The organism is Roseivirga sp. UBA1976 (assembly GCF_002336325.1).
Classification (GTDB): domain Bacteria; phylum Bacteroidota; class Bacteroidia; order Cytophagales; family Cyclobacteriaceae; genus Roseivirga; species Roseivirga thermotolerans.
In genome coordinates this window covers 39,186-59,833 of the sequence record NZ_DDDQ01000052.1, presented here as the reverse complement: position 1 = coordinate 59,833, position 20,648 = coordinate 39,186, and the positions used below count along the sequence as shown (strand labels likewise).

Below are 20,648 nucleotides of genomic sequence, written 5' to 3'. Positions count from 1 at the left end.
GGTTCTAATGAGTCCTTGATAAGACAGTTAAACGATTACAAGAGAAAATACTATAAGAATAAAGCCATTAGAGGTAGTTTTATTCTAATCGGCATTCTGTTACTATCTTTTCTACTAATTAATACCATTGAGTTTTCTGCACACCTCTCAAAAACAGGCCGTGCCCTACTTTTTTACGGATTTGTGTTTGGCGCATTGGTAGCATTTATTGTCTTGGTATTCAGGCACTTGTTGTCCATGTTCAATCATAAACAACAAATGAGCAATGAAGAGGCTGCCATTCAAATTGGTAAGTTCTTTCCGGAGGTTTCCGATAAATTGCTCAATGTAATCCAGCTAGAAAAACTAAGCGACAAACAAAGTGATCTGTTGGTGGCGAGCATTCGGCAAAAAAGCCAACAGATTCAAAAATTCCCTTTCGCCAGTGCCATCGATCTTTCGGCCAATAAGAAGTATCTCAAATACAGCTTTTTACCTGCTACTGTCTTAATACTACTGCTCATTTTTGTTCCGCAGTTCATTACCGAAAGTTCTACGCGCATCATTAGCTACAGTAGCGATTTTATACCAGAGGCTCCATTCAACATTTTTATAGACCGAGATGCCCTTACAGGCTATAAAGACGAACCCTTTACCGTTCGTGTGAAGACAGAGGGAAGAGCCGTTCCACAAGACTTATTCATAAGGCTTAACGGCCGAAAAATCAAAACTATTAAAACAGGTCCCGGCTTGTTCGAATATGAAATCAATCGCTTGCAAAACAATACATCTTTTGTAGTTGAAGCAGAAGGTGTAGTATCGCCCACCTATACCGTAAAAGCCTTTGCCCGACCTAGTATCTCTTTATTCCACATTGAGTTGGATTATCCAGACTATACCCGCATAGCCAATGAGTCGGTTAAAAACTCAGGAAACCTCACCATACCAGAAGGCACAATAGCCACGTGGAACATTTCTGCAGCAAATGCCAATGGTGTAAATCTCTTTTTTGAGTCAGCCTCCAAAACATTGCAGGCGCAGAAAAAATCAGGGCAGCAGTTTGTGGCCGAAGATAAGCTTAAGCTTTCAGGAGCTTACTCTATCAGACTTTTCAACGAACACAGTACCAACAAAGACTCCTTAAAATTTCAGATTGAGGTAATTAAAGATCGCAACCCTGAAATCGTACTGGATCAGTATCAAGACACTGTTCTTTACCGCAACATTGTCTTAGGTGGCAAAATTGAAGATGATTATGGCTTTTCTTCTCTAGCCCTTTTTTATAGCTACGATGGAGAAAATTTCGAAACAGAAGAGGTATCGTTCAACCCTGCCACACTCGATCAATCCTACTATCATATTTTTAAGCTTGATACGGCAAAAGTAAAGGCCGGAGCTGAGCTTACTTATTATATGCAAGTGTCTGACAATGATGGAGTTAATGGCTATAAATCATCTAAATCTGCTGCTTATACCTTTAAAATTCCATCTAAAGAAGAGTTAGAAGAAGACATAGAAAGGTCGAGTCAGGCTATTCAACAATCCATTGACAACACCCTTAAAGAAGCTGAGGAGCTGAACAGAAAAATTCAGCAAGCTGACGAAAGGTTAAAGACCAAAAAAGAGATGGATTGGCAAGACGAAAAGCTAATGCAGGAAATTCTTGAACAAAAGGAAAAGCTTGCCAATAAAGTTGAGGAACTGAAAAAGGAAAATCGACTCAATAATCAAAAACTCGATCAATTCAATCCTCAAAGTGAAGAGATAAAGCAAAAAATGGAGCAGCTTCAGGAAATCATGAACAATGTGCTCGATGAAGAAACCAAAAAGCTCTATGACGAATTACGTCAGTTGTTAGAAGAACAGTCTGATATTGAGGAGTTTAGAGAAAAAATGGAAGAATTGCAGCAAAATAGCGGCAATTTGGAAGAAGACCTGGAGAGAACTCTGGAACTCTTTAAAAAGCTTCAGTTTGAAATGACATTGGATGAAACACTGGAGCAGCTTGACGAAGCCATTCAAGACCAGCAACAGCTACAGAAAGAAACGGAAGAGTCTTCTAAAACCGAAGAAGAATTGGCCCAGGAACAGAAGCAAGAAAAAGAAGACATCGACAAACTCAAAGAGCAAATAGACAAACTCAATGAGATTAACAAGAATCGTAAAAATCCGGACGATCTGCCCAAAGATGCCCGCGAGCAGTTAGAGGAAATACAGCAAGACCAGCAAGATGCGCAAGATGCCCTGGAGATGGACGAAAAGAATTCTGAAGATGGTCAGAGCCCTCAGCAACGGGCCGTAAAGTCGCAGCAACGGGCAGGCGAGAAGATGCAGCAACTCAAGCAAAGTTTGGAGTCTGTTCAAAGCAATATGCAAATGGAGCAGCAAATGGAAAATATGGACAACCTCCGCGATCTTGTAGATAATCTGGTTACCCTTTCCTTTAACCAGGAAGAGCTAATGGAATCTTTCAAAGAAATAAGAGAGGGCGACCCTCGAGTTGTTAAGCTTGGACAAGAACAACTTAAACTAAAAGATGATTCGCAAATTATTCAAGACAGTCTCGTTGCCCTTTCTCAACGCGTTTTTCAGATATCCTCCTTCATAATGAAAGAGCTTTCCGAAATGAATCGTCAAATGGATGGTGCCATAGAATCACTCAAGGAGAAACGCATCAACGAAGTAATCGGTAAACAACAGTTTACCATGACCTCCATAAACAACCTTGCCTTATTGCTCGATGATGTATTGCAGCAGATGCAACAGCAAATGGCTAGTCAAATGAGTAATGGCCAGGGCAAAGATCAAAAGAACAAACCTCAGCCAGGAGGTCTATCGGAACTTCAAAAACAGCTAAGCCAACAAATTAAAGACCTTAAAGGAAGTGGAAAAAGTGGCAGAGAGCTATCGGAAGAACTGGCTCGTATGGCTGCTCAGCAGGAACGACTAAGAAATGCGCTCGAAAACTTTGAAACAGGCATGGACGGAAATAAATTAGGCGAAAAAATTGAGAAGCTTGTTGAACAAATGGAGCAAAACGAATGGGACCTCATCAATAAAAATATCACTGATGAGACCATTGAACGTCAGCAAGAGATACTTACAAGGCTTCTGGATGCAGAAAACTCCATGCGAGAGAGGGGAGAAGATGATGAGCGTGAGGCCAAAACAGCGCGCGATTTCGAGCTATCAATTCCACCTTCACTCAACGAATATCTAAAAGCCAAAGAAAAAGAAATTGAACTATTAAGGACAATTCCGGCAAAGCTCAATCCATATTACAAGAAAGAAACCAATAAATACTTCAAACGGATCAAAGAAAAGAACTGAGTTCATTGCATGAAGCACATAAGTATCGAAATACCCTCTCTCGTTGAGAACATTCGTATTGTAGAGAGTTTTATAGACAACGCTAAGGAAAAGTACCATCTCACAGACGATGTGTATGGCAACATTATGATAGCCGTAGTAGAATCGGTAAATAATGCCATTCTCCATGGTAACAAAACCGATAAGACAAAGAATGTGCGACTTAGCGCCAATCTTCTCGAAGGACAAGTAATCTTCTCCATTACCGATGAAGGCCCTGGTTTTGATCACAAAAACCTACCAGACCCCACAGCACCTGAAAACCTCGAGAAAGTAGGAGGCCGGGGAATATTTATAATGAAAAACCTGGCTGATGAGATTCAATTCAAAGATGAGGGGCGTACAGTGGAGTTAACCTTTTATCTCGACTAACACTATGCCAGGTGAAATCAACTTCTTCACTGAAGACATTTCTTACACCCTTAAGCATAAGACCAAGTTGCGTCAGTGGATACATTCCATTGTACAATCGGAAAATCGAGCTATCGAAGAAATCAACTACATCTTTTGTTCTGATGACTATTTACTGAACATTAATAGGCAATACCTCAATCATGACTACTACACAGACATTATCACGTTTGACAACACAGACGACTATGATCCAGGGCTGTGTTCAGATATATATATATCGATCGATCGTGTAAAGGATAATGCCAGACAACACCAATCCAATTTCTCCACAGAACTACACCGTGTAATGATCCACGGTATACTCCACCTATTAGGACAAGGCGACAAAACTCCTGAGCAAAAACAGGCCATGAGAAAAAGAGAAGAAGCTTGCTTATCTTTGCTTCATATTTAAAACATTAGTGTTCCACGTGAAACTTTAAGTCTTCAAATACACTTATTGTTCCACGTGGAACAGTTGGTTATAGAAAGCATATGTATCCTAAATACGATGTCATAGTAGTTGGTGCCGGTCATGCAGGTTGTGAAGCAGCACATGCTGCCGCAACAATGGGTTCTAAGGTTCTGGTTATAACCATGAACATGAACACAATTGCCCAAATGTCTTGTAACCCGGCAATGGGGGGAGTGGCTAAAGGTCAGATTGTACGTGAAATAGATGCCCTTGGTGGCATGTCAGGAATAATCTCGGACAAGTCTATGATTCAGTTTCGAATGCTCAATAAGTCCAAAGGGCCTGCCATGTGGAGTCCTCGAACTCAAAACGACAGGATGCGATTTGCAGAGGAATGGCGACTTGCCCTTGAACGCAACCCAAACGTAGACTTTTGGCAGGAAATGGTCACCGGAATCACCACGTCTGGTGATCGTGTAACCGGAGTTACCACAGGGATGGGCATACAGTTTGAAGCCCAAGCTGTAATCCTAACCTCCGGAACATTTCTCAACGGTATCATACATATAGGAGAAAAACAGTTTGGTGGTGGCCGAACAGGTGAAGCAGCCTCTAAAGGCATAACCGAACAATTGGTAAGCCTCGGTTTTGAAGCCGGACGAATGAAAACAGGAACACCACCTCGTGTAGATGGCCGATCGCTCAATTATCAGTTGATGGAAGAACAAGCCGGAGATGAAAAGCCTGAAAAGTTCTCTTTTAGTGATGAAACCAGTCCTTTGCAACAACAAAGAAGCTGTTACATCACCTATACCAACCCTCAAGTTCATGAAATACTAGAAAAAGGTTTCGACCGATCACCAATGTTCAATGGCCGTATTCAGGGATTAGGTCCAAGATATTGTCCATCTATTGAAGACAAAATCAACCGTTTTGCCGAACGTAATCGACATCAAATATTTGTTGAGCCGGAAGGATGGAACACGGTTGAAATCTATGTCAACGGATTCTCAACCTCGCTACCCGAAGATGTGCAGTATGAGGCTATTCGCAAAATACCGGGTTTCGAGCAAGTCAAAATGTTCAGACCTGGCTATGCCATAGAATACGACTTCTTTCCACCAACCCAATTGAGCCAGACTCTTGAAACTAAACTCGTGGAAAACCTCTTCTTTGCCGGTCAGATCAACGGTACCACCGGTTACGAAGAAGCCGCATGTCAAGGACTCATTGCCGGTATAAACGCGCATCAAAAAGTCACTCAGCAGCCGGAATTTATACTTTCACGGTCTGAGGCATATATAGGTGTGCTTATAGATGACCTGATTAACAAAGGGACCAATGAACCTTACCGAATGTTTACCAGCAGGGCCGAACACCGGATTCTACTACGCCAAGACAACGCGGATCTCAGACTTACAAAAAAAGGATACGACATAGGCCTGGCTAGTGAAAAACGCTTCGAGCAAATGCGTGAAAAACAACGGCAACTCAACCTGCTCATTAATGACCTTCAACAGAAAAAAGTAGATCCAGAACTGGCCAATCCTATGCTAGAAGCACATGGTACGGCAGGGATTCAACACCGCACTACTTTGAATAAATTAGTTAAGAGACCCCAGCTTGATATTAATCACCTTAAAGAAATTGGTCCTGACTATGCCAACTACCTCAACAAGTATGATGAGAAAATAATTGAGTCGGCAGACATACACATCAAATACGAAGACTACATTGATAAGGAAATGAAACTGGCTCAAAAAATGGCTGAGCTCGAAGATTTAAAAATTTCTACGTCAATCGATTTCTCCAAGATTCCGGCACTTTCTGCAGAGGGCAGGGAAAAGCTCAATAAAATTAGACCTTCTACATTAGGTCAGGCTTCGAGAATAAGTGGAGTGTCACCAGCCGACATATCTGTACTAATGGTTTATATGGGAAGATAGCAGACGGTGGAAGAAATTAGAGATTGCCTTATTTGTGGTTCAAACTCGCTGGAAGACCACCAGTCGGTCAAAGACCATTTCGGTACCCAAGAGGTGTTCCAATTGCAGGGTTGCAGGCAGTGCCAAACTCTCTTTACCAATCCAAGACCAGAAGAGAACAAAATTATAAAATACTATAAATCAGGTAGTTATATATCTCATGGAGATAAAATCAATACTCTGTTCAATAGATTATACAATCTTATTCAGTCACAAAACTTAAAATACAAGCAACGCATAGTAGAGAAATACTCTTTTAAAGGAAAGCTACTTGACTATGGCTGTGGTGTGGGTTCATTCCTTCAACACATGAGCCAAAAGGGGTGGGAGGTAACAGGAGTAGAACCGGATGAGCAAGCCAGAAAGATTAGCACAAGCAGGGACCTGCCGGTTAAAGAGCTAAATCAAATCGAGGATTGTTTCAATTGTATTTCCCTTTTTCATGTATTAGAACATGTGCATTCACTGAATGAAACCTTGGAGCAACTATGCACTTTGCTCGATAGAAATGGTATCCTGATTCTTGCCCTCCCCAATTATAAAAGCTACGATGCCCAACACTATGAACAATTTTGGGCAGGCTATGACGTACCCAGACATTTGTATCATTTCTCCCAAAAAAGTATTACTCATCTAGCCAAAAAGTTTGGTTTAAATATTGTAGCCACCCACCCGTTGTATTTCGATAGCTACTATGTGAGCTTGTTGAGCGAAAAATATAAAGGAAGCAAGTTCCCCATAGTACCGGCCGCGGTACAAGGATTTATATCCAACCAAAAGGCCAAACGAAACAAAGAATATAGCAGTTTAATCTACATTTTGAGTAAATGAGAGGTATAGTCCTATTTATCATAGCCATTGCAGTTTTTGGATGTGCCAACGTGAGTACTCCCTCAGGAGGACCAGAAGATCACACACCACCCAAGCTCATTTCCTCCACTCCAACTACCGGGCAAACACAGTTTAAAGGACAAACCATACTTCTAACCTTTGATGAGTGGGTAACTACACAAAACATAGAATCTGATTTAATAATAACCCCCAGAATAACCGGCAGCTTCAGGGCAAGGGTAAAGAAAAACGAGGTAGAGCTTTATTTCTTTGAACCCTTTAAAGACAATACCACATACTCTATCTCTTTTGGTAAGACCATAAAAGACATTACCAACAACAACCCCGTAGACAATCTAAACATCAGTTTCAGCACCGGAGATTATATTGACTCTCTCAGCATAAGTGGAAACATTAAATACCTATACACGCAGGAACCCATGGAAAACGCTCTTGTTTCGCTTTTTCCTTCCTCAGATACCACCAATATATTGAATGGTGTGGCCTCTTATTTTGCACTCACTGATTCCACAGGCAACTACACCTTCAATAATCTGCCCTCAGGTAAATACCGTATATATGCCACCAATGATAAAAACAACAATAATAAGGCAGATTCAAAAAACGAACGATACGGTTTTTTTCCTGACACGCTAAATCTCCAAAGTCCTTTAGAAAATATAAATTTTACGGTCCAAAACCTGAATACCTCCGACCTCCGCAGACTCTCTGCCAGGCACTATGCCAGCTATTTCGATATTACTTTCAGTAAACCTATTACGGACTTCCGCATAGAGAATGACGACAACTTTTACTATCAGCCCCAAGGGCCCGAGAAAATAAGATTCTATCGGTACGAACAGAATTTTAACGATACAATACCTCTTATATATACCGCAAAAGACTCCCTCAACAATACTCTACGCGATACTGTGAAGCTATACTTCACACAGTCAAAACTCGAAAAGACAGCCTTCTCCGTTAACACTGTTCCGGAAAAACCCAATGTAGTAAAAGGCACTCAGCTAACTCTTGCGTTTAGCAAACCTATTTTGGAATTGCGTGCTGATAGTCTTATCCTTCAACTAGATTCTACTAGAACCATTCCCCTCAACAGCCAAGATTTTCAATTCAACCCGTACAAGACGGAACTGTATACCAACCTTACTCTAAGTGATTATATGAGTAACACCAACCCCGAATTAAAATTTGCAGCAGGCAAAGGGAGTTTCATATCCATAGACCAAGATACCTCCAAACAATACACTCAAACGTTCAAGTTTATACCCGAATCAGAATTGGCATCAATCTCAGGTCAGGTCCTAACAAACAAACCAAACATCATTGTACAGCTCCTGAATGCCACCACACTAAAAATACTTAAGCAGAGCTACAACAAAAATTACAGCTTCACACAATTACCTCCCGGACGATACATGATACGAGTTATTGAAGATGTGAATGGCAACGGACTTTTCGATATTGGTAATTTACTCACCAATACCCCACCTGAACCCGTTCATTTCTATTACGACAATTACTACCAAACCAAAGTAATAGAAGTCCGAAAAAACTGGGCAACAACCGATACTAACATCAACTTTTAGTTGTGAATAACTATGGATAAGTCTGTGGATTCCTCACTCACTATCCCCAACAAGTCGCCAATCAGTACCCAAAAGAGATATCAACAGTCTCCATTCACATAATATCCATAACTCATTCACATCCCTCAGAGTTAATGCTCAATATCCACAAAATGCCTACGTTATCAACAGTTAGCAATAAGATGTTATCTATCAGTAACTTAAAAAAGCTGCTTGTGTGAATAACCATGAACTCATCAACGTTTCATACACCTTTTCATTTCTTCCACATGGATAACTCACTTATCCACTTTTACACAGCCCTAATAGAAATGATAAAAAATTATTTAATATTTAATTTAATATATAAGGCATGTTGAAAGTGTTGATAAACCCCAGACGTTTCGGACTTACCACCCTAGTCGCACTTGGCTTTGCTGCAGCCCTATTTGCTCAGTCTACCAACCCCATACAATTGGCCGAAGAATATTTGCAGCAAGGCGAGGTGGAAAAAGCAAAAGCTGAATTTGAAAAGCTGGCTCGTAACCGTCAGATTTTACCGCTTATCCACGATAGCTATTTCAATCTACTCCTTTCCGAAAAGTCTTTCGATGAAGCCGAGAAATACCTCAAGTATGCCATCAGGCAACTGCCCAATGATTTTAACTATGAAGTAGACATGGCGGTACTATATCGGACCATGAAATTAGAAGATCAGGCCGACAAACACCTGGATCAACTAATAGAGGAAATTGCAAAGGACAGCGATGAACGACAAAAACGAAACAATATTCGAATACTCGCACAAATGCTTTTTCAGAAAGATTTTAGAGAAAAAGCCATTAAAACCTATGAAGTAGGCAGAAAGGTATTTGGAGATAGCGACATGTTTGCTCTTGATTTGGCAACGGTATACAGGGTGATGGGTGAGAAAGAGAAAATGATACGAGAGTACCTTCATTTTTCTAAAACTCAACCCACCAGTGTGGGATTTGTGAAAAACTCTCTTCAGCGGTATTTGGAAGAACCTGAAGACATGGATTTGTTGGAAGGAGTACTTTATGAGTTAATTCAGGAAGAAGCAGGAAACCCAGTGTACAATGAATTGTTAATCTGGACTCACCTTCAGCAAAAAAATTTTTCGGCCGCTCTGCGGCAAGCCAGGGCCTTAGACAGAAGATTGGACAATCGTGCCCATAACATTTTGAATGTGGGCATAATTGCCTATGAGAACAAAGACTATAAAAATGCTGCTAAAGCATTTGAGTATATCATTGCCGATTTCAAAGAAAGCCCGAATTTTCGGCTTGCCCAACGCTACTCATTACTTGCAGAAGAAGAAGTTATAAAACAGTCGTATCCTGTAGATACAATGAGAGTACGGCAACTTATTGGTAAGTATCAAAGCTTTAAAGAAGAATCCAAAGACCTCTTTACGGCTCTGGAAGCTCAGCGTAGAATAGCCCTTCTCCAGGCTTTTCAGCTTAATAAAATTGACACAGCAATAGCCACACTTACCGAACTGGTTCAACAACCCATTGGTAAGCATAGAATTTTGGCTGAGGCAAAAATGGATCTGGCCGATATTTATTTACTCGATCAACAGCCATGGGAGTCAATCCTCTTGTATGGTCAGGTAGAGCGAATGTTCAAAGACGAACCCCTTGGCTATATGGCGAAACTAAAAAGTGCCAAGCTATCATACTTCAAAGGGGAATTCGAACTCGCTCAAAGCCATTTAGATATACTCAAGCTAGCCACTTCCAGAGAAATTGCCAACGATGCATTAGATCTCAGCATACTTATTAAAAACAATACCGTTTTTGATTCTACCGATGTGGTGATGCAAGATTATGCCAATGTGGAACTAATGATCTTTCAAAACCAGAGAACGGAAGCTTTGGCAGCTATGGACTCCATGCTGGCTAAATATGACAGGCATTCGATAACCGATGAGGTGTTGATGCTTAAAGCTCAAACGCTTAGACAGTTAGGTGAATTTGAGCAAGCCTTAAATGCCCTCCGACTCATTAATGAAAAATACTCTTACGATATACTAGCCGATGATGCCCTATATCTTACGGGCGTGATTTTAGAAGAAGACCTGAAAAAAAGTGATGAGGCTATGAAAGTGTACAATGACTTGCTCACCAGATTCAAAGGCAGTATCTATGTGGCCGAAGCGAGGAATCGATTTAGAACGCTTCGAGGCGATTTTAACAATTAAGATACCAGAGTGGCATATTCATTCAATAACCTCAGAGTAGGCAAAAAATTCAAATTGACCAATTTTGGGGAGCAATATGAATTTGAAATACTGGAAATAATGGCAGACGGAGACTGTCTGTTGAAGGATATAAATACGCTAGAAAAATACAGGCTTTACACGTTGATAAGCTTTGGAAAAGGGGCTGACTTCAATGTAGAATCTCTCTAATCTTCAATTATTCTTTTATTAATTCTATTTTGTCGTTGGGTTGACTTAAATAAGTTTTGCTATCTTACATACCCTGATTTTTTCAGGTACCCTTCAACCAAACAGTTTATCATTCATGCCAATGAAGCGGCTACATATCGCTATCGTTATTTTTTGCCTTTTATTCTCCATCGATGCCAAGTCTCAAACCGAGCAGCAGATTAAGAATGAACTGGAAAAGCGAGGTATAAATACCTATGAAGAAGTTCAGGCTGAACTGAGAAAACGAGGAATGACCGAAGCCGATGCAAGACGACAAGCCAGACTTTACGGAATCAATTACGATGAATACCTCAAAAAATACATTCTAGCCAAAGCCAATCAGGAAGAAGCCTTAGAACCGGTGACCAGCATAACCTTGGATACGGTTGACTATACTACAGAACTTACCGATGAGGCCAATCAAATTATTCCTCAAGACACGCTTAAAATTAAAGAACCTCAAGGCTTACCCTATTTCGGCTACGATATTTTTACAAATAACCCTTATGCCAACCAGCAAGCCCTGGTGGGAAACATAGATCCTGGCTACATTATAGGTCCGGGCGATGAACTGAGAGTTTATTTATGGGGCGAGGCAGAGTTTCAATTCGAGGGGAAAGTAGATATTAATGGAAACCTGTTTATACCTAACGTGGGTCAGGTGTTCGTATCTGGAGTTACATACCAGAGTCTCCATGAACGACTAAAGCAATACCTTTCCAGGTTTTATTCCGGTCTGGTGAAATCTCCACCTGCCATATTTCTTGATGTTTCACTCACCAAACTAAGACCCATTCGGGTAATGGTAATGGGCGAATCAAAGAATCCCGGCTCATTAATGATCAACTCATTTGCCACTACACTCAACTCCATTTATGCCTCCGGTGGTATTAAAACCACCGGCTCGTTGAGAGAAGTAAAAGTTTTTAGAAACAATAGGTTCATTTCTACCATAGACCTCTATGACTACCTCATAAAAGGGACTGTTTCGGAAGATATTCGCCTAATGAGTAACGATGTTATATTCATTCAGAGTAGAATGAATGCCATTTCAATTGAGGGAGAGGTAAATCGTGAAGGAATCTATGAGCTCAAGGGCAATGAAGGACTCATAGACCTAATTGGCTTTGCCGGTGGTTTAAAACCTACAGCCCACACACAGTCCGTAACTATTAAGCGAATAAGGCCTTTGCTAGGCCGTTCAAAAGACAACTCTTTCGATCGGGAAATTATTACAATCAATTATAATGACTTGCTCTTGGAAGGTGTGAATTTCAGGTTGCAGGATGGTGACCAGATACTCTTCGATAAAGTGCTGGATAAGTTTGACAACATGGTAACCATTGCCGGATCCGTATTCAGGCCGGGAGACTATCAGTATACAGAAGGAATGTCTGTGGCAGATCTTATTGGAACGGCTGGTGGGCTAAGACCCAATACCTATTTCGAAAAAGTAGATCTCTTCAGGCGCGATCGTAGCGGAGAACTCAGGTTCCTTTCTTTAAACCTTACTGAGGTGTTAGGCGAAGGCTCACAACCCAACTTCCAGCTTCAACCCGATGACTCGCTGAAAGTATACAATACCCAGGAGCTCAAAACACTGGAAACCGTTTCTATAGAAGGCTTCTTATCCAAACCGAAAACCGTTCTATGGAGAGAGAACCTTTCACTTTATGATCTCATTTTCATGTCTGCCAATGTAGAAGACCTTGAGTATAAAAATCGAATTCTTACCAGCCGAGCAGATTTGTTGCGCTATCAGGAAGGAAAGACAGAGTATCAGGTGATACCATTTAATCTTGATGAGGTTTTAGATAAAAAATTCAATGCAGTGTTAAAGCCCAGAGATCGGGTAATTCTGTACAGTCGAGATATCAATGAGGTGCTCGACAGCTACGTTACCATTCGAGGAGCCGTTAAGAACGCAGGTCGCTATGCGCTAACAGACGATATGACGGTTGAAGATCTGATCCTTCAGGCAGGCGGTTTTGTCCGTACAGCATTTAGAGATTCGGTGACGGTGAGCCGCGAAAATTTTGATTTTTCAGGCAATATGATCGCTCAGGTGCGAAGAGTACCCACAAACATGGACTATCTGTTGGGAGCAACTACTAAACCAAACGGATCTTACATTTTACAGCACAACGATAATATTACAGTAGACCTCATTCCGGGTTCTTCGGAGTCCAGAGAAGTAAAGTTGAGCGGTGAGATAAAGTTTCCGGGAAACTACTTTCTGAGAAGTAAAGAAGAAACACTCAAGGAGGTAATCACCCGAGCCGGTGGTATATCACCAAATGCCTATTTGCCCGGTGCAAAGTTCTACAGAGATGGTAAACAACTTGCCCTTTCTATAGATGACCTGATGACCAAACAAAATGAAGCATTCAATATTGTACTTCAACCCAATGATAGTATTTATATTCCAGAGTCGTTTTATACCGTGAAAGTAGAAGGAGAAGTAGCCAACCCATCCCTTCAAAAATACCATCTCAACCAGGGAGTAAAGGCATATATCAGAAACGCAGGCGGTAGAACAAAGAATGCACACAAGATCTATATAACCTCCGCTAATGGGTTTACTAGAAAAGTGGGATGGCTGAGCAACCCTAAAGTTCTTGACGGAAGCATCATTACCGTTTCGGCCAAACCACCCAAAAAGGAGAGAGAACCGGGCAAGTTTCTCGAGAATTTCGGAACACTGGCCGCCATTATCAGCTCCACACTTACTACAATTTATCTGGTGGAGCGACTCAACTAACCCCGTCATACCCACAAGTCTGATAAAGAAAATCGGCTTCTTCAGAAAAAATAGTATGCATGCATAACAAATTTTTTCTAACTTCGTAACCCTTCAAGGAGAATATGAAGAGAGAAGAAACAGTAGATCACCATATAAAAACTTGTTGGCACGCGATTTACCGAATGTACAATCAAGAAGCCGCCAAGCATAATAGCACCACATCGCAAGCCTTTGTGGTCTTAAATATTGACCCGGTAAAAGGGACTCCCGCAACTAAAATTGCTCCTCTCATGGGTCTTGAAAGCAGAAGCTTAACGCGCATGCTTAAATCCATGGAAGAGATGGGGGTTATTTACAAGCAGAAGGATCCGGATGACGGACGCTCTGTACGAATTTTTCTTACCGATTTAGGAAAGGAAAAGCGTAGAATTTCAAAGGAAACGGTCATTTGTTTTAATGAAGCCGTAAGGCAATCGATTGCTCCAGAAAAGCTGGAGGCCTTTTTTGAGGTGATTGCCAAGATTAATCAGATAGTAGAATCAAAAAGCATATTTCAATAAAACGCATTCTCAAAAAGAAGAAATACTTTCTTTCAGGATGCTCACACTTAGAAGTAAAACTTATAACTGATGAAAAGAGCTATTAAAAAAGTTGCAGTGCTGGGTTCAGGAGTAATGGGTTCCCGAATAGCCTGTCATTTTGCCAACATTGGGGTTCAAGTGCTCTTATTAGATATCGTTCCGCGAGAATTGTCCGATCAAGAAAAGAAAGACAAAAATGCTCGCAATAAAATTGTGAACGACTCTTTGGCATTTGCCCTTAAATCCAAGCCATCGCCAATCTATGACCAGAAATTTTCGAGCCTTATTAGCACCGGAAATTTCGAAGATGACATGCCAAAGATAAAAGATGTGGATTGGATCATTGAGGTGGTCGTTGAGCGATTGGATGTAAAGCAGACAGTTTTTGAGCAAGTGGAAAAATTCAGAAAACCTGGTACGCTCATTACCTCCAATACCTCAGGAATACCCATGCACATGATGTGCGAAGGGCGAAGCGATGATTTCAAAAAACACTTTTGCGGCACACATTTCTTTAATCCCCCTAGGTATCTCCGTTTGCTCGAAATTATTCCCGGTCCGGAAACGGATAGTGAGGTAATAGACTTTCTAATGCACTATGGCGACTTATATCTGGGCAAAGAAACAGTACTCTGTAAAGACACCCCTGCATTTATAGCCAACCGTATTGGTATTTACGCCATTATGTCGGCTATGCACACTATTGAGGATATGGGCCTTACGGTTGGCGAAGTAGATCGCATGACCGGCCCTTTAATAGGCAGAGCCAAGTCTGCTACCTTCCGTACCATGGATGTTGTTGGTCTTGACACCACAGTAAAAGTAGCCAATAACCTATATAGTGGACTGCCTGCCGATGAATCTAAAGATACATTTAAGCTTCCCAACATAGTAAAAGAAGTTCACGACAGAGGTTGGTTCGGAGATAAATCGGGCCAAGGCTATTTTAAGAAAACTAAGGATAAAGACGGCAATAAAGAAATTCTGGAGCTCGACCTCAAAACTTTTGAATATGGGCCAAGAACGCGGGCGAACTTCAAGGCACTAGAGGCAGTAAAAGAAGAGGAAGATTTGAAGAAACGAATTGTTACACTGGTAAACTTTGATGATAAAGCCGGTGAGTTCTATAGACGAACCTTCTTCGATACTTTCAGATATATCACCTATCGCATTCCTGAAATTTCTGATGAACTCTACCGTATAGATCAGGCCGTATGTGCAGGCTTTGCATGGAAAATGGGTCCTTTCGATACCTGGGATCTACTCGGCACCAAAAAGGTGCTTGAGCAAATGGAGGTCATGGACATGAAACCGGCTTCTTGGGTATATGAAATGATTGAGGCAGGTAACGACTCCTTCTACAAGATTGAAAATGGGATCAAGAAGTATTATGACATTCCATCTAAGTCTTACAAAACTATTCCAGGTACAGAAGACCTCGTTATTCTCGAAAACATTAGGGAAACCCACAAGGTATGGGGCAATGCTGGTGCATCGCTATTCGATATAGGAGACGGGGTTTTATGCCTCGAATTCCACACCAAAATGAACGCCATTGGCCAAGAAGTTATAGAAGGAATCGAAACGGCAATTTCAATGGCCGAAAAAGAGTATAAAGGTCTGGTCATAGGAAATGAAGGCGATAATTTCTCTGCCGGAGCCAATCTGGCCATGCTCTTTATGTTTGCTGGCGATCAGGAGTTTGATGAAGTGAACCTGATGGTTGCTCAGTTCCAAAACACCATGAAGAGAGCTAAGTTCTCTTCTGTTCCTGTGGTTGCCGCTCCTGCCGGCCTTACCCTTGGAGGAGGCTGCGAGCTTTCTTTGCATTGTGATGCAATTCAGGCACATGCTGAAACCTATATTGGCTTGGTTGAAGTGGGAGTTGGCCTTATTCCTGGTGGTGGAGGTACAAAGGAGCTAACCCTTCGCGTGTCCGATTCGCTTAAAGACGGAGACCCCGAGCTGAATCGACTGCAAGAGGCATTCATGAACATTGCCACAGCCAAAGTAGCCACATCGGCTCACGAGGCTCTGGCCATGAATATTCTTCGTCCGCAAGATGGAATCACCATCAATCGATCGCGCTTGCTCACCGATGCAAAAGCAAAAGTGCTTGAGCTGCACGCAGCGGGCTATACCCAGCCGGTTGAGCGCAAAGACATTAAAGTACATGGAAGAGTAGGGCTGGCTCTTTTCGAAGCAGGAATCAATGGCATGTTGCTGGGAAATTATATTTCAGAACACGATGCTAAGATTGCCAAAAAACTAGCCTGGATAATGTGTGGCGGTGACCTTACCTCTCCTCAAGAAGTATCGGAACAATACCTGCTCGATTTGGAGCGGCAAATGTTTGTCGAATTGACGGCCGAGCCAAAGACCCTGGAAAGAATTCATAGTATTTTATTCAAAGGTAAACCGTTACGCAATTAGGCTTCAGTATTCAAACATCAGATAAAGAGCTATGCAAAATTTCAAAGAGTTAAGAGTTTGGCAGAGAACAAGGGTGCTTGTAAAGCAGGTGTACTTGTTGACTACTGAATGTCCTAATTCTGAGAAATACAATTTGAGTTCTCAAATGGAGTATAGTGCTGTTTCAGGGATGTCTTCAATAGCTGTAGGTTCTGGTAGAGGATCAGATATTGATTTTTCCAGATTTCTAAATATGTCATTAGGTTCAGCCCATAGGACTGAAAGTCAACAGATTGTTTTATGCGATTTGGGCAATTCGTCTGAAGATACTTTAGGTCAATTCACTTCTGAATTATCTGAGATAGTAAGAATGATTGTTCCATTAATTAAAAAACTAAGAAACAACTAGTCGAACATCTAAATGTCCGACATCTTAAATCTAAAAATATGGATGCTTATATAGTTGCAGGATATAGAACAGCAGTAGGTCGTGGTAAGCGAAGCGTTTTAAAGAGCGTTCGCCCCGATGATATGGCTGCAGATGTGATTAAGCACTTGGTCTCGCAAATTAAAGACTTCGATGCCACCCGGGTCGATGATTTAATAGTGGGTAATGCCGTGCCCGAAGCAGAACAGGGTATGCAAATGGGGAGGATGATTTCCTTACTTGCCTTACCCATTCAGGTTCCGGGTATGGTTGTAAACCGTTACTGTGGTTCAGGTTTAGAAGCTATTGCTTTGGCATCGGCCAGAATACACTCAGGTACTGCCGATTGTATTATTGCCGGAGGCACTGAGTCTATGAGTATGGTGCCAGTAATGGGTTATAAAACAGCCCTTAATTACAAGCTGGCCACCGAGTATCAAGACTACTACCTCAGTATGGGGCTTACGGCAGAGCAAGTAGCAAAAGAGTACAAGATAAGTCGCGATGAAGCCGACCAGTTTGCTCTAGAGTCACATCAAAAAGCCATTGCAGCCCAGCAGGCCGGTAAGTTTACTGATGAAATTGTACCTATTAAAGTGACCGAAAAGTTTGTAGATGGATCGGGAAAAATGGCTGAGAAAACGTACACGGTAGATGAAGATGAGGGGCCACGAGCCGATACTTCTCTGGATGTACTGGGAGGTTTAAAACCCGTTTTCGCGCAAGGAGGCCAGGTAACAGCCGGAAACTCCTCCCCGGTGTCTGATGGAGCATCGTTTGTGATGGTAATGTCTGAGCGAATGGTTAAAGAACTGAACTTGGAGCCCATAGCTCGAATGGTCAGCTACACAGCCGTAGGAGTACATCCCCGTATTATGGGAATTGGTCCTGTTGAGGCGGTGCCGAAAGCATTGAAGCAAGCAGGGTTGAAGCAGTCAGACCTTGACCTAATCGAACTAAACGAAGCTTTCGCAGCGCAGTCATTGGCAGTAATAAAAGAACTAGACCTAGACCGAAGTAAGCTAAACGTAAATGGTGGTGCAATAGCTCTGGGTCATCCGTTGGGCTGCTCTGGTGCCAAGTTGTCCGTTCAGCTCTTCAACGAAATGAGGAGAAGAGGCAATGCCAAATACGGTATGGTTACCGCTTGTGTTGGTGGTGGCCAGGGTGTGGCAGGGATTTATGAATTCTTGAATTAGTAGCTAGTACTGGGTAGCTGGTATTGAGACTAGTTCATCAAAAACAATAACACTATGCACAACTACAGAGAATTAAAGGTTTGGCAGCAGTCGGTAGACTTTGCAGTTGAAGTTTACAAACAGACAAAGGCATTGCCTCCAGAGGAAAAATACGGATTGACCTCTCAAATAAGAAGAAGCGCTGTTTCCATCGCTTCCAATATTGCAGAGGGAGCTGGGCGAAATACAGATGGGGAATTCAATCAGTTTCATGGGATAGCTTATGGCTCTTCTTGTGAACTGGATACTCAGTTAATTATCGCTAACAAGTTGAATTTTATAAAAGATCAAACATTTGAGGAATTGGAAACAGGTTATCTCGGTTTGCAGCGAATGATTTATAGTCTGAAGAAATCAATTCGGTAGTCGAATCTGTCTCAATACTCAATACTATGTACTAAAATACCTACCAAAATGTCAGTCGCAGTAGATAAGAAATCAATCAAAGGCGGTGAGTTCATCGTCAGAGAAACAGAAGCAAACGAAGTCTTTATTCCGGAAGAGTTTTCTGAGGAACAGAAGATGATGGCGCAAGCATGCCAGGACTTTATAGATACTGAAATTTCACCCAAGGCCGATGAAATAGACTCCATGAAAGACCCGGATTTGGTACCAGGCATCTTCAAAAAAGCTGGAGATCTTGGTCTTTTGGGAATTTCGGTACCAGAACAGTATAACGGCATGGGTATGAGCTTCAACACCTCCATGCTCATTGCCGATATTATTGGAGCGGCCGGTTCATTTTCCACCACATACGGGGCTCATACAGGTATAGGCACTCTGCCTATTCTTTACTATGGAAACGAAGAGCAAAAGAAGAAATATCTGCCAAAATTGGCTACCGGTGAATGGGCTGCCTGCTATTGCTTGACAGAACCCGATGCAGGTTCTGATGCGAACAGCGGTAAAACCAAAGCTGTACTTTCTGAAGACGGAAGTCACTACAACATTACCGGACAGAAGATGTGGATCTCCAATGCCGGTTTTGCAGATATTTTTATCGTGTTCGCTAAGGTTGAAGACGACAAGAATCTCACCGCATTTATTGTCGAAAAGAGTTTTGGCGGAATCACCATGAACGAAGAGGAGAAAAAGCTTGGTATCAAAGGTTCTTCCACACGCCAGGTATTTTTCAACGATTGTCCTGTTCCCGTAGAAAACATGCTCTCTGAGCGAGGCAACGGTTTCAAGATTGCTGTTAATATTTTGAACATTGGCCGTGTAAAACTAGGAGCCGGAGTATTGGGGGGTTGCCGAACGGTTATATCTCAGGCCACCAACTATGCCAATGAGCGCAAGCAATTTGGGGTTTCTATATCCAGCTTTGGCGCCATTAAAGGTAAGCTGGCCGAAATGGCTACGAAAACTTATGTAGCAGAGTCTTTGTGCTACCGTGCCGGACAAAACATTGAAGACAAAATCAACGATCTGGTTGCTGGTGGCATGGACGATGCAAAAGCCAAACTAAAAGGAGTGGAGCAGTTTGCCATTGAATGTGCAATAGCAAAAATCCATGGCTCGGAAGTGTTAGACTATGTGGTGGATCAAGGTGTGCAGATATATGGCGGAATGGGCTACTCGGCCGATGCCCCCATGGAGAGGGCTTATCGTGACGCTCGTATTGCCCGGATCTATGAAGGAACCAACGAGATCAACCGAATGCTTATGGTAGGCATGTTGTTGAAGCGCGCAATGAAGGGCGAGGTAGATATTTATGGCCCAGCCATGGAAGTTTCTAAGGAACTGACCTCTGTGCCTACATTCTCCACCATCGATAAATCAGTACTTTTTGCCGGTGAAAAAGAAGTGATTAAGAACTTGAAAAAGGTATTCTTGATGGTAGGCGGAAAAGCTGCTATGGCACTGCAAGACAAGATTGAAGACGAGCAGGAGGTAATGATGAACCTTGCCGATATTTTAATTGAGGTTTACGCTTGTGAGTCGGCTATGCTAAGAACTGAAAAGCTGGTGAGCCAAAAAGGTGAGGAAGCATGTACGGATCAGATAGCCATGACTCAGATCTATATGGCTGGTGCTGTTGATAGAGTAATAGCAGCTGCTAAAGAAGCCATAGGCTCATTCACCAAAGGCGATGAGCAAAAAGTAATGCTAATGGGTCTTAAGCGATTCACTAAAATGGACTTGGTGAACGTTAAAGAGCTCCGCAGACAAGTAGCCAATACCATGATCGCCAAAGGTAAGTATCCGTATTTCTTTGGATAAAATAGAAC

At 42.0% G+C, this 20,648-nt stretch carries 15 protein-coding genes; all 15 read left to right on the top strand.

Annotation, left to right across the window (positions count from 1 at the left end):
• Nucleotides 1-15 precede the first annotated feature (15 nt).
• The 15 genes from B3763_RS05725 (at nt 16) to B3763_RS05655 (ending at nt 20,640) form a co-directional block, all read left to right on the top strand.
• On the top strand, nt 16-3,309 hold the full coding sequence (locus tag B3763_RS05725; protein ID WP_286744677.1) for a DUF4175 family protein: 3,294 nt from the start codon (nt 16-18) through the stop codon (nt 3,307-3,309).
• Nucleotides 3,310-3,318: 9 nt separating this feature from the next.
• Nucleotides 3,319-3,720, top strand: a complete 402-nt coding sequence (locus B3763_RS05720) for an ATP-binding protein (RefSeq protein ID WP_189628802.1) — start codon at nt 3,319-3,321, stop codon at nt 3,718-3,720.
• 4 nt (nt 3,721-3,724) lie between these two features.
• Nucleotides 3,725-4,156, top strand: a complete 432-nt coding sequence (gene ybeY, locus B3763_RS05715; RefSeq protein WP_286744674.1) for an rRNA maturation RNase YbeY — start codon at nt 3,725-3,727, stop codon at nt 4,154-4,156.
• A gap of 80 nt (nt 4,157-4,236) precedes the next feature.
• Complete coding sequence (mnmG, locus tag B3763_RS05710) at nt 4,237-6,102, top strand: tRNA uridine-5-carboxymethylaminomethyl(34) synthesis enzyme MnmG (protein ID WP_286744671.1); 1,866 nt, start codon at nt 4,237-4,239, stop codon at nt 6,100-6,102.
• A gap of 6 nt (nt 6,103-6,108) precedes the next feature.
• On the top strand, nt 6,109-6,972 hold the full coding sequence (locus B3763_RS05705) for a class I SAM-dependent methyltransferase (protein WP_286744668.1): 864 nt from the start codon (nt 6,109-6,111) through the stop codon (nt 6,970-6,972).
• Nucleotides 6,969-8,579: an Ig-like domain-containing protein gene (locus B3763_RS05700; RefSeq protein WP_286744662.1), complete on the top strand. Its 1,611-nt coding sequence runs from the start codon at nt 6,969-6,971 to the stop codon at nt 8,577-8,579. The genes B3763_RS05705 and B3763_RS05700 overlap by 4 nt, the downstream gene beginning before the upstream one ends.
• A 352-nt stretch (nt 8,580-8,931) precedes the next feature.
• Complete coding sequence (locus B3763_RS05695) at nt 8,932-10,785, top strand: tetratricopeptide repeat protein (RefSeq protein WP_286744660.1); 1,854 nt, start codon at nt 8,932-8,934, stop codon at nt 10,783-10,785.
• A 9-nt stretch (nt 10,786-10,794) separates the two neighbouring features.
• Entirely contained in the window at nt 10,795-10,995 is a 201-nt protein-coding gene (locus B3763_RS05690) for a hypothetical protein (protein ID WP_189628796.1), read from the top strand.
• A gap of 121 nt (nt 10,996-11,116) precedes the next feature.
• Nucleotides 11,117-13,777, top strand: coding sequence for an SLBB domain-containing protein (locus B3763_RS05685; RefSeq protein WP_286744656.1), 2,661 nt, complete (start codon nt 11,117-11,119; stop codon nt 13,775-13,777).
• Nucleotides 13,778-13,941: 164 nt separating this feature from the next.
• Nucleotides 13,942-14,319 (top strand): MarR family winged helix-turn-helix transcriptional regulator, encoded by a 378-nt coding sequence (locus B3763_RS05680; RefSeq protein ID WP_370298692.1) that lies wholly within the window; start codon nt 13,942-13,944, stop codon nt 14,317-14,319.
• A gap of 69 nt (nt 14,320-14,388) precedes the next feature.
• Nucleotides 14,389-16,773, top strand: coding sequence for a 3-hydroxyacyl-CoA dehydrogenase/enoyl-CoA hydratase family protein (locus B3763_RS05675; protein WP_286744652.1), 2,385 nt, complete (start codon nt 14,389-14,391; stop codon nt 16,771-16,773).
• A gap of 31 nt (nt 16,774-16,804) precedes the next feature.
• Nucleotides 16,805-17,161 (top strand): four helix bundle protein, encoded by a 357-nt coding sequence (locus B3763_RS05670; RefSeq protein ID WP_286744648.1) that lies wholly within the window; start codon nt 16,805-16,807, stop codon nt 17,159-17,161.
• A 38-nt stretch (nt 17,162-17,199) separates the two neighbouring features.
• Nucleotides 17,200-18,378: an acetyl-CoA C-acyltransferase gene (locus B3763_RS05665; RefSeq protein WP_189628791.1), complete on the top strand. Its 1,179-nt coding sequence runs from the start codon at nt 17,200-17,202 to the stop codon at nt 18,376-18,378.
• Between the two features lie 54 nt (nt 18,379-18,432).
• Nucleotides 18,433-18,783: a four helix bundle protein gene (locus B3763_RS05660; RefSeq protein ID WP_286744644.1), complete on the top strand. Its 351-nt coding sequence runs from the start codon at nt 18,433-18,435 to the stop codon at nt 18,781-18,783.
• A 48-nt stretch (nt 18,784-18,831) separates the two neighbouring features.
• A complete protein-coding gene (locus B3763_RS05655) occupies nt 18,832-20,640 on the top strand; it encodes an acyl-CoA dehydrogenase family protein (RefSeq protein ID WP_286744635.1) in 1,809 nt (602 codons plus the stop codon).
• Nucleotides 20,641-20,648 lie beyond the last annotated feature (8 nt).

Excerpts from the sequence above, each read along its gene's own strand:
- B3763_RS05720 (WP_189628802.1), top strand. The coding sequence starts at position 3,319 with ATGAAGCACATAAGTATCGAAATACCCTCTCTCGTTGAGAACATTCGT.
- ybeY (WP_286744674.1), top strand. The coding sequence starts at position 3,725 with ATGCCAGGTGAAATCAACTTCTTCACTGAAGACATTTCTTACACCCTT.
- mnmG (WP_286744671.1), top strand. The coding sequence starts at position 4,237 with ATGTATCCTAAATACGATGTCATAGTAGTTGGTGCCGGTCATGCAGGT.
- B3763_RS05700 (WP_286744662.1), top strand. The coding sequence starts at position 6,969 with ATGAGAGGTATAGTCCTATTTATCATAGCCATTGCAGTTTTTGGATGT.
- B3763_RS05695 (WP_286744660.1), top strand. The coding sequence starts at position 8,932 with ATGTTGAAAGTGTTGATAAACCCCAGACGTTTCGGACTTACCACCCTA.
- B3763_RS05685 (WP_286744656.1), top strand. The coding sequence starts at position 11,117 with ATGAAGCGGCTACATATCGCTATCGTTATTTTTTGCCTTTTATTCTCC.
- B3763_RS05680 (WP_370298692.1), top strand. The coding sequence starts at position 13,942 with ATGTACAATCAAGAAGCCGCCAAGCATAATAGCACCACATCGCAAGCC.
- B3763_RS05675 (WP_286744652.1), top strand. The coding sequence starts at position 14,389 with ATGAAAAGAGCTATTAAAAAAGTTGCAGTGCTGGGTTCAGGAGTAATG.
- B3763_RS05670 (WP_286744648.1), top strand. The coding sequence starts at position 16,805 with ATGCAAAATTTCAAAGAGTTAAGAGTTTGGCAGAGAACAAGGGTGCTT.
- B3763_RS05665 (WP_189628791.1), top strand. The coding sequence starts at position 17,200 with ATGGATGCTTATATAGTTGCAGGATATAGAACAGCAGTAGGTCGTGGT.
- B3763_RS05660 (WP_286744644.1), top strand. The coding sequence starts at position 18,433 with ATGCACAACTACAGAGAATTAAAGGTTTGGCAGCAGTCGGTAGACTTT.
- B3763_RS05655 (WP_286744635.1), top strand. The coding sequence starts at position 18,832 with ATGTCAGTCGCAGTAGATAAGAAATCAATCAAAGGCGGTGAGTTCATC.